At 65.3% G+C, this 9,234-nt stretch carries 9 protein-coding genes and 1 pseudogene; 8 read left to right on the top strand and 2 right to left on the bottom strand.

From position 1 onward, the window contains the following. Window positions 1–169 precede the first annotated feature (169 nt). Window positions 170–424, bottom strand: a pseudogene (locus ABDJ40_RS15075) (transposase); the annotation flags it as partial. A 504-nt stretch (window positions 425–928) separates the two neighbouring features. Between ABDJ40_RS15075 and ABDJ40_RS15070 the strand changes: the two are divergent. Continuing rightward, window positions 929–1,225 carry a hypothetical protein gene (locus ABDJ40_RS15070; protein WP_347611069.1) on the top strand — a complete coding sequence of 99 codons (297 nt, stop codon included), beginning with the start codon at window positions 929–931 and terminating at the stop codon, window positions 1,223–1,225. Window positions 1,226–1,227: 2 nt separating this feature from the next. Then, window positions 1,228–2,025: a hypothetical protein gene (locus ABDJ40_RS15065; RefSeq protein WP_347611067.1), complete on the top strand. Its 798-nt coding sequence runs from the start codon at window positions 1,228–1,230 to the stop codon at window positions 2,023–2,025. A 277-nt stretch (window positions 2,026–2,302) separates the two neighbouring features. Here ABDJ40_RS15065 and ABDJ40_RS15060 read toward each other — a convergent pair whose 3' ends face one another. Further along, the gene (locus ABDJ40_RS15060; RefSeq protein WP_347611091.1) at window positions 2,303–3,316 is read right to left on the bottom strand and encodes a site-specific integrase; all 1,014 of its coding nucleotides are present in this window, start codon (window positions 3,314–3,316) and stop codon (window positions 2,303–2,305) included. Between the two features lie 193 nt (window positions 3,317–3,509). On the opposite strand from ABDJ40_RS15060, the gene dusA reads away from it, so the two are divergent. The 6 genes from dusA (at window position 3,510) to ABDJ40_RS15030 (ending at window position 9,233) form a co-directional block, all read left to right on the top strand. Continuing rightward, window positions 3,510–4,481, top strand: a complete 972-nt coding sequence (gene dusA / locus ABDJ40_RS15055; RefSeq protein WP_430765644.1) for a tRNA dihydrouridine(20/20a) synthase DusA — start codon at window positions 3,510–3,512, stop codon at window positions 4,479–4,481. A gap of 8 nt (window positions 4,482–4,489) precedes the next feature. Beyond that, window positions 4,490–5,122 (top strand): methylated-DNA--[protein]-cysteine S-methyltransferase, encoded by a 633-nt coding sequence (locus tag ABDJ40_RS15050; protein ID WP_347611063.1) that lies wholly within the window; start codon window positions 4,490–4,492, stop codon window positions 5,120–5,122. 286 nt (window positions 5,123–5,408) lie between these two features. Next, complete coding sequence (locus tag ABDJ40_RS15045; protein WP_347611061.1) at window positions 5,409–6,593, top strand: cytochrome-c peroxidase; 1,185 nt, start codon at window positions 5,409–5,411, stop codon at window positions 6,591–6,593. Between the two features lie 33 nt (window positions 6,594–6,626). Beyond that, on the top strand, window positions 6,627–7,922 hold the full coding sequence (locus tag ABDJ40_RS15040; protein WP_347611059.1) for a porin: 1,296 nt from the start codon (window positions 6,627–6,629) through the stop codon (window positions 7,920–7,922). Beyond that, complete coding sequence (locus ABDJ40_RS15035) at window positions 7,922–8,464, top strand: FMN-binding protein (RefSeq protein ID WP_347611057.1); 543 nt, start codon at window positions 7,922–7,924, stop codon at window positions 8,462–8,464. Before ABDJ40_RS15040 ends, ABDJ40_RS15035 begins: the two co-directional genes overlap by 1 nt. Continuing rightward, a complete protein-coding gene (locus ABDJ40_RS15030; RefSeq protein WP_347611055.1) occupies window positions 8,451–9,233 on the top strand; it encodes an FAD:protein FMN transferase in 783 nt (260 codons plus the stop codon). The genes ABDJ40_RS15035 and ABDJ40_RS15030 overlap by 14 nt, the downstream gene beginning before the upstream one ends. Window position 9,234 lies beyond the last annotated feature (1 nt).

The following is a 9,234-nucleotide window of genomic DNA, read 5'->3' as shown; positions in this document are numbered from 1 at the left end:
CCGGCCAAAAAAACGGGCTATCAGCCCGGCCCATTTATTGGGAACGTCGCGTGCGAATCTCATCACGGCCTGGCTGCAACAGCAGCCCACTTGCGAGAGGCCGAATACATTTGTGCGAGCTGATTCCGCCTGAAACTTGAGCCTTGCAACCGCGGGGCGGACCATACATTTTTGCGTTGATCTCTTTCAGGATCGCGTTGTCCAGCGTGGCCTCGGCCAGCAACTTCTTGAGCCGGCTGTTCTCCAGCTCCAGGGCTTTGAGCCGCTTGACGTCAGCGACCTCCAACTGGCCAAAGTGCTTGCGCCAGGCATAGATCGTGGGCTCGCTCACCTTGTGCTTCTTGGCGGCCTCTGCGACGGATGTTCGATCTGCCTCGCGCAGGATCGACACCATCTGCTCTTCCGTGAATCGACTCTTCCTCATGGGCTCCTCGTGAATTGGAGCCATCTTCTCTTGGAATCAGTGTCTCGGAGAAACCGGGCAGGTCAGTCCCAAGGATGGCGGTCAGGGGGGGGCGGGGCACAATCCGGACCGGTCGCCCGCGTGATGACAGCGCGTTCATTCCTCTCTGATTGAGGCGGCCTTTCAGTACTGCCATTGCGGCCGGTGCTTTCTTCTATGCAGGCCTCTGACCACGATTGGCCTGCCGCAGATCTGCGGACCAAAGCACAAGGCGATGAGGGCGCCTGCGCCTTCTGGCAATCCGAAGACTTGACACCCTCATAGAGGCCCCGCCACGCCAAGCTCTTTACGGAGCCATCGATGGCTTGCCTACGTGACTAGCGCGGCGCGGCGTGGCAGTTAAAGCGTGCTGGTGCCCGCGTCGGGATGCGCGCTCTAAACTTGCTTGTAAATAGCAATTTGTTGCATATGCAACTCCCCCCATTGGTGGTGGGCTATCGATGCAAATGCCTAATGACAATCAACATGCAAGGAATAGAAATGGAAGCCATGTATTCATGTCCAAAATGCGGTCAGGGAAAATTCCCGCTGTTTAAAGTAATTTCTGTGCGGCAGCCTGAAAAACTGAAATGCGAAGCCTGCGGGGCTGATCTGACGGTGTCTCAGCCGAGCGTAATGTGGGTTGCAATTCCTTTTTTTCTATTCGCCCTTGCATTCATTACTTCTCACTTGGGGTTTTGGGTGGATCTTGTGTTGCTTCTGATATTCATCATTTCTTCAGTGGTGATATTGGGGGTGAAAACTAAGATATCGGAAAAATAAATATGAACAAATTATTTATAAATATTGCGATGGCGCTTATAGGGGGCTTTGCTCTTCAGGCTTCTGAGGCCGCGGAGCGAGCGCCACGCGATGAGGACTTTAGCCCCCCCGCCATCGCTCAGATCTTTCGCAACTGTGGGGCCTTTAAGCAGCAGCCCGATGCGAAGGCGAAGGCAACCATTCGGCTCGATAGCCAAGGACGCGCGGCGGCGATTGTTTCCGAGAATGGATTCGAATACGTCATTCAATACTCGATGGAAAAAGGAAAACTGCCATCCGGCATTGTTGGGCCAGGTGTGAATGTGCAATTCAGCGACTCGCCTCCACCTTTGGCAGACATTGAGAAACATCTAGCGAATCGTCTGAAGTTCTATCGGATGGCAAAGGCAATTTGCACCGGTGGGGCCATAGGCTCAGGTGAGCTCACTCAGTCGTTGATCATCGGCTCACCATCAGGCGGCAGCTCTGAAGATGGGTACCCCGCGGAATACACGGAATCCTCCTTCTGGGAAGCGAGTTGGAGCCCTATGATTAATAACTATGGTATCCAGGCAGCGTCGAACTGGGCTGCCGATGCAGCTGCGCATCGCGCAAGTTGCATGAGCACGTGCAACGACGGCTGTGACTTTGGCGCGGATGCCGCCGCTACGGGGTGCACCTGGCTTGCGGTGGGTTTGGCGAGTACAGGAGTAGGCGCAGGTCCGTCACTGACGATCCTTGCGGCTTGCGGTACTGGCGTGTTCGCGGGGAAGTACTGGTGCAAATGGAAAACTTGCCCGGGCAACTGCGGTGGTGGCTGAGGGTAGCTTTAGAGAAGGGCAAGAGGTCCAGCTTGCCCGTGAGTCACGATCACTTTGAAGAGCAGGGGCAGGTCAAGACATCAAGCGCTTGCCCGGCGGCCCCAGACGAGCAGAGCTGCCCCTCCAATTTGTCCTTACCACATACCCAGACCAGGTATCGCGAGGGTGCCGAAATGCCATCGGACAGTCGGTCATAGCCGGCACAGGTGGTTAACGTTGCCGCTCCCGCAGGGCGCTCGCCGGCGCTTCTTGTCCTGTGCTGTCCCGCTGCCGCAGATCAACGGTGCAGGTCGACGGCGCGCAGCTGGGTGTATCGCATCAGCTGCTTCGGATCGCGATGCCCCGTCACCAGCATCATCTCGGGAATGCTGTACTTGCCCGATTCGGCCAGGCGGGAAATGGCTTCGTGCCGCAGGTCGTAGAGCTGCAGATCCTCGATTTCGAGCTTCTGGCATGCCCGGGGAAACACGCTGCTCCAGCTCTTCCCGTTCAAGGGGAAGATGAACTCGCCGTCCTGGGGCTGCCTGTCGATGATCTCCATGCACCTGCCCAACAGTGGTACTCGCTGGTGGTTGCCGATCTTCTTCTTCGGGTCCTTCCGGTCGCGGATGAGGATCGTGCGGTCCTCGCGGTTGAGGTCGGCCCAGCGCAGCCGGCAGATCTCGCTGGGAGGCCAGAAGCAGCTGTCCAGGATGAAGTCAAAGGCGTCCATGGTTAGGCTGCGCGAGTGGAGGCGGAACCATGCGCGCAAGGCGTCCAGCTCGGCTTGGGTGGGCCGTCGATTGCGCTCATTGCTTCGAGCCAGCATGCCCATATGCATGAGAGCATCGCGGGCATCATCGACCACGCCGCGAGGCGAGTGAATGCGCCAAACCGATCGTGCCACCTTCAGCACCGATCCAAGGTAGGTCAGGTCAATTGAGGCTGTCACGCCTTTCACGCGGCGGTCATCCACGATGTACTGGATGATTCGCTCCGCAGTGAGTGCGTTGACCGCCACGGCACCGAGGCCGGCTTTGCGCTCGGCCATCCGATTCAGGACCCACGCCTTGTTTTTGCCGAATGGCTTCGCCTTCGAGACCTCCTCGGTATAGCGCTTGATCAGGTCTCCCACCGTTGTCTTGGAGCTGGGCGACACGAGGCCGGCCAAGCCGGCCTCGACGTCGGTCTCAACCTGGCGGGCCCATGCCTCGGTCAGAGCCTTGGTTGCGAAGGTCTTGGTCTGTGTCGGGACGCCCTTGCGGCGCACCTGAGCGCGCCATTTGCCGTTCAGCGGGATAATTGACGCCATCGCCTGCAAGGCCTCCCTGAATGAATTTGCTACGAATCGCCGCTGGTGTTGCGGCCGTAGCACCAACGAAGCGCCGAGAAAGTGCATCCCAAGGGAAGTGCGTGCATTTCTGTGCTGCGGCGAAGCCAAGAAAATGACTGAAATCACAGATAGATCAACAGCTTGGAGTCCGTGGCGGCTGTCCGTTGCCCCCATGCTGGACTGGACCGACCGCCACTGTCGCTACTTCCACCGCCTCCTGACCCGCCAGACCCTTCTGTACACGGAGATGGTCACCACGGGCGCCTTGTTGCACGGTGACCAGCCGCGGCACCTGGATTTCAATGACGAAGAGCATCCGGTCGCCCTGCAGCTGGGCGGCAGCGAGCCGGCAGATCTGGCGGCCTGTGCCAGGCTGGCCGAGCGCTGGGGCTATGACGAGGTCAACCTCAACTGCGGCTGCCCCAGCGAGCGGGTGCAGCGCGGCGCCTTCGGGGCCTGCCTGATGGCCGAGCCCGAGCTGGTGGCCGACGGCGTCAAGGCCATGCGGGACGCCGTCAGCATCCCGGTGACGGTCAAGCACCGCATCGGCATCGACAAGATCGAGAGCTACGACTTCGTGCGAGATTTCGTGGGCCGCATCGCCGAGGCGGGCTGCGAGGTCTTCATCGTCCATGCGCGCAATGCCTGGCTGAAGGGCCTGTCGCCCAAAGAGAACCGCGAGGTGCCGCCGCTGCGCTATGCCCTGGTGCACCAGCTCAAGCGCGAGTTTCCCCACCTCACCATCGTGATCAACGGCGGCCTGAAGACGGACGACGAAATCGCCGAGCAGCTGCAGCACGTCGACGGCGTGATGGTGGGACGCCAGGCCTACCACGAGCCCTGGCAGATGGCCGGCTGGGACCAGCGCTTCTTCGGCACGCCGGGCCCGGCACAGAGCCGCGAGCAAGTCGAGCAGGCCTGGGTGCAGTACCTGGAGCGTGTGGTCGAGGCAGGCCGCCCCTGGCCGCAGGCCATGCGCCATGCCCTGGGCCTCTACAACGGCCTGGGCGGCGCGCGCCGCTGGCGCCAGATCTGGTCTGATCACAAGCTCAAGGGCCTGCGCCCCGGTGAGGTCGCGCTGCAGGCCAGCGAGGTGCGCTCGCAGCAGGCCGGCCTGCGACCGACGAACCTGCTGGTGGCCTGAGAACGGGCATGGGCTCCAGCATCGAAGGCGGGGAGGGCGCCGAAGCAGGCGGCCTGTCGCCCTTGCTCCAGTACCTCTGCTTCGACACGGCCATCGGCCTGTGCGGGCTGGCGTGGTCGGGGCAGGGCATCGTCGGCTCGCAGTTGCCGGAGGCCAGCCGGGGCGAGACGCGCGACCGCATGCGCCAGCGCTTTCCCACCGCCCGCAAGGCGCGCGAGGGCGACGCCGTCCCGGCCTTCGTGCAGGACGCCATGGCCTGCGTGAAGGCCCTGGCCAGCGCGCGGCCGGCGGTGGTGAGCCATGTGGTGCTGGACGAGCGCGAGCTGACGCCCTTCCAGCGCGCCCTGTTCACCTTGGCCCGCCAGATCCCCCAGGGCCAGACGCGCAGCTACGGCGAGCTGGCCGCCCAGCTGAAGATGCCGGGCGGGGCCCGTGCCGTCGGCCAGGCCATGGGGCTGAACCCCTTCGCGCCCATCGTGCCCTGTCACCGCGTGCTGCCGGCCGCTGGATCCCGGGCCGGCCTGGGCGGCTTTTCCGCGCATGGCGGAGCCGTGACCAAGGCCCGACTGCTGGCGCTGGAGGCGCGTGCCACCGGGCAGTGGGTGGGGCAGCAGGGCAGCCTGGACCTCGATCATTTCTGAGGGCCTGCGGACCGGCTGCTGTGGTCAGGGCCCCCAGCTAGGCGAGGGGGCGATAAGTGGCCGGGAAGTGGCCGGGAAGTGGGCGGCGCTCCCTTGGACGCGGAGTGGGAATGCATCGCCACGCGCACGCCCTTGATCTGGGTAAAGGTTTCGCAATTGCGAATTGTTATCATTGCGCTTGCTAATCCAAGTGCCAACCATGCCCCGCTACGCTCTGATGCGCCTTCAGCCTTCGTCGCTTCGCGCTGAAAACGCCCCGTCCCCGCAGAAGAACTCCTTGCTCACGATGGCTTCGGCGCTCCTGCTGAGCCTTGCCCTCGGTGCCTGCGGAGGCGGCAGTGGCGCGAGCGACGCTGGCGCACCGTCCGCGCCCATCGAGAGCAGCCTGAGCAGCCGCGCGCAGCTGGGCGAGAAGATCTTCAAGGACGTCAGTCTTTCGGGCTCCGGCCAGCAGGCCTGCATCAGCTGCCACACGCCGGACACGGGCCACGCCGGTGCCCTCAATGGCAAGGCCACCGAACCCGGCGGCGTGATGATGGAGCTGGAGGGGGGGCGCACTGCTCCGGGCCTGCGCTACCTGGCGTCCAACAAGCCGTTCAACTTCGACAAGGAAGGCACGCCCAACGGCGGCTTTTTCTGGGACGGCCGGGCCACCAGCCTGATGGACCAGGCCGGCAAGCCCTTCTTCAATCCCAAGGAGATGGCCAACGCCAGCGTCGAGGACCTGATCGCCCGCCTGGGCCGCGCCAGCTACGCCGCCGAGTTCAGGAAGGAATTCGGTGCCGACATTCTCAAGAACCCGGCGGAGGCCCTTCAGCGCATGCAGCTGGCCCTGCAGGCCTACCAGCTTGAAGACGGGGAGTTCCGCTCCTACAGCAGCAAGTACGACGAATTCCTGCGCGGCCGCACGGCCCTCAGTGAGCAGGAGCTGCGCGGCCTGGCCCTCTTCAATGCCAAGGACAAGGGCAACTGCGCCGCCTGCCACCCCTCCGCCAAGGGCGCGGACGGCAGCTTCCCGCTGTTCACGGACTTCAGCTACGACGCCCTGGGCGTGCCGCGCAACACCGCCCTGGCCCAGAACGCCGACCCGGCCTTCTTCGACCTGGGCCTGTGTGCCCGCGAGGGCGGTGACCTGCAGGCGCGCCAGGACCTCTGCGGCGCCTTCAAGGTGCCCTCGCTGCGCAATGTGGCCCAGCGCAAGGCCTACTTCCACAACGGCCGCTTCGGCAGCCTGCGGGAGGTCGTGAGCTTCTATGTGCAGCGCGACATCTTCCCCGAGAAGTGGTATCCGCGCCTGGCCGACGGCAGCCTCGACAAATTCAACGACCTGCCCCCGGCGCTGCGCGGCAACGTCAACACCAGCGAAGGCCCCTACAACCGCAAGCCCGGCAATGCGCCGGCGCTCAGCGAGTCCGAGATCGACGACGTGGTCGCCTTCCTGCGCACGCTCAGCGACGGCTACGCCCACTGAGCCCCTCATTCAAGACCTTTCGAAGTGCCCCACATGAACAAGAAGACCTTGCCCCTGCTCAGCACCCTGAGCCTTGCCCTGATGCTGGCCCTGCAACCCGCCCAGGCCCAGACCGCCACGGAGCAGGAGCTGCTGCGCCGCGTGGACCAGCTGGCAGCCGAGCTGAACAAGCTGCGCGCCGAGCTGGCCCAGGTCCAGCAGCAGCGTGCCGCCGAGGCGGCCAAGCCGGTGGCGCCGCCTTCGCTCCCGCCCGCCTTTGCCGAGGCCGAGCGCCCCGCCGCCGCGCCGGCCACCGTGCTCAGCGGCTATGCCGAGCTGAACTACAACCGCCCGACGAAGAACAGCAAGGACGCCCAGGCCGATCTGCGCCGCCTGGTGCTGGGCTATCAGCACCGCTTCGACGAGAAGACCAAGGTGGTGACGGAGATCGAGGTCGAGCATGCCGTGGCCTCGGCTGATGACGCCGGCGAGGTGGCCATCGAGCAGGCCTATGTCGAGCACCAGTTCCACCCGAACTGGGCCGTGCGCGGCGGCCTTTTCCTCGTGCCCATGGGCCTGATCAACGAGAACCACGAGCCCACCGCCTACTACGGCGTGGAGCGCAACTTCGTCGAGACCGCCATCATCCCCAGCACCTGGCGCGAGGGCGGCATCCAGCTGGTGGGCCAGCTGGACAGCGGCTGGACGCTGCAGGGCGGCATCTCCACCGGCTTTGACCTGAACAAATGGGATGCCGGCAGCAGCGAGGGCCGCGAATCGCCGCTGGGGGCCATCCACCAGGAAATGGCCCTGGCGCGCTCGCGCGACCTGTCCTTCTTCGGCGCGGCCAACTACCGCGGCATTCCGGGCCTGCTGCTGGGCGGCTCGATCTTCACCGGCCAGGCCACGCACAAGCAGCAGGCCAACGAGTCCCGCATCACCCTGTGGGACCTGCATGCGCGCTGGACCCCCGGCGCCTGGGACCTCTCGGCCCTCTACAGCCGCGGCACCATCTCCAACACCGCCGCCTTGAACCTGCCCCTGGTGGGCGGCGACAGCCTGATCCCCTCTCGCTTCGACGGGGCCTACGTGCAGGCTGCCTACAAGCTCTGGGAGCAGGGCAGCTATGTGCTCAAGCCCTTCGTGCGCTGGGAGCGCTTCAACACGGCCGCCGCCTATGCCGACCTGGGCGCCGGCCTGACGCCCGAGGTGCTGGCGGCCGAGCAGGTCTACACCCTGGGCGCCAACTTCGAGTTCGCGCCGGGCGTGGTGCTCAAGGCCGACGTGCAGCGCTTCAAGCAGAACAAGGACCAGAACCGCCTCAACCTCGGCCTGGGCTGGAGCTTCTGATGCGCCTGAGCCTGGCCGCCACCGCAGCATTGGCCCTGGTCCCTTCAGGCGCCTTTGCCGTGGACTACATGACGGCCGAGGCCGCGGCCAAGCTGATGTTCGCCGAGGCGGATCGTTTCGAGATCCGCGACTGGCAGCTGGACGCCGCACAGGCCCAGGCCATCGCCGCCCTGGGCGTCAAGCCGCGCAGCGCGCAGTGGAAGCTGCGCCTGGCCTACAAGGGCAGGGAGCTGCTGGGCGTGGTGGTGGCCGACGAGGTGCTGGGCAAGTTCGAGCTGATCAGCTATGCCGTGGGCATCGGCGCTGACGGCAGGGTGCGTGGGGTGGAGATCCTCTCCTACCGCGAGAGCCACGGCCATGAGGTGCGCACGCCCGCCTGGCGCAAGCAGTTCCTGGGCAAGGCCCAGGGCGCGCCGCTGAAGCTGGGCGAGGACATCGCCAACATCTCGGGCGCCACGCTGTCCTGCGGCCATGTGACGGAGGGCGTGAAGCGCATCGTCGCGGTGGTCGAACAGGCAAGGCGTAGCGGTGTGCTCGGCTGACTTCACCACGGCAGGCCTGCAGCGGCGCGCTCAGCCGGCGTTGGGGACCCTGGTCGAACTGGGTCTGCGTCATCCGGACCCGGCAAGGGGTGCGCAAGCCCTGGAGGAGGGCTTCGCCCTGCTGGCGCGCCTGGAAGGGCAGCTGAGCCGCTTCCAGCCCGCCAGCGACATCGCCCGCTTCAATGCCCTGCCCGGCGGCGCCCAGCTGGCCCTGTGGCCCGCTACGCAGCGTGTGATGGCAGCGGCAGACTGGCTGCGTCAGCGCAGCGCCGGCCGATTCGACCCCACGCTGGGCAGCGGCCCGCAAGGCTGGCAGCTGCGCGGGGGCGTCCTGCACAAGACGCAGGCGGGCGTGCAGCTGGACCTGGGCGGCATCGCCAAGGGCTTTGTCGTCGACCGCCTGGTGGCGCAGATGCGCCGCAGCGGCGCTGTCTGGGGCAGCGTCAATGCCGGGGGGGACCTGCGCGTGTTCGGCCCGGACCCGGTGCCCCTGCTGCTGCGGGACGATGAACGCGGCGGCCTGCGCGAGTTCGGCCAGTTGGCCGACGGCGCCTTTGCCAGCAGCCACTACGCGCCGGGCAGCCGCAGCCAGCTCCATGGCCTGGAACCGGACGACGCGGTGCAGGTGGCCGTCGCCGCGCCCTCCGCCCTGTGGGCCGACGCGCTGTGCAAGCTGGCCGGCCTGGGCGCACTGGCGGCTTCCGGTGCTGAGCGAGAATCCGCGCTGCTCACGCGACTGCAGGCCCGGGTCTGGATCTGGCGGCGCTGAG

This window comes from Roseateles flavus (assembly GCF_039872765.1).
In the GTDB taxonomy this organism is placed as follows: domain Bacteria; phylum Pseudomonadota; class Gammaproteobacteria; order Burkholderiales; family Burkholderiaceae_C; genus Roseateles_B; species Roseateles_B flavus.
Note: the sequence above shows the minus strand (reverse complement) of the source record. Positions and strands in the feature narration are given on the sequence as shown.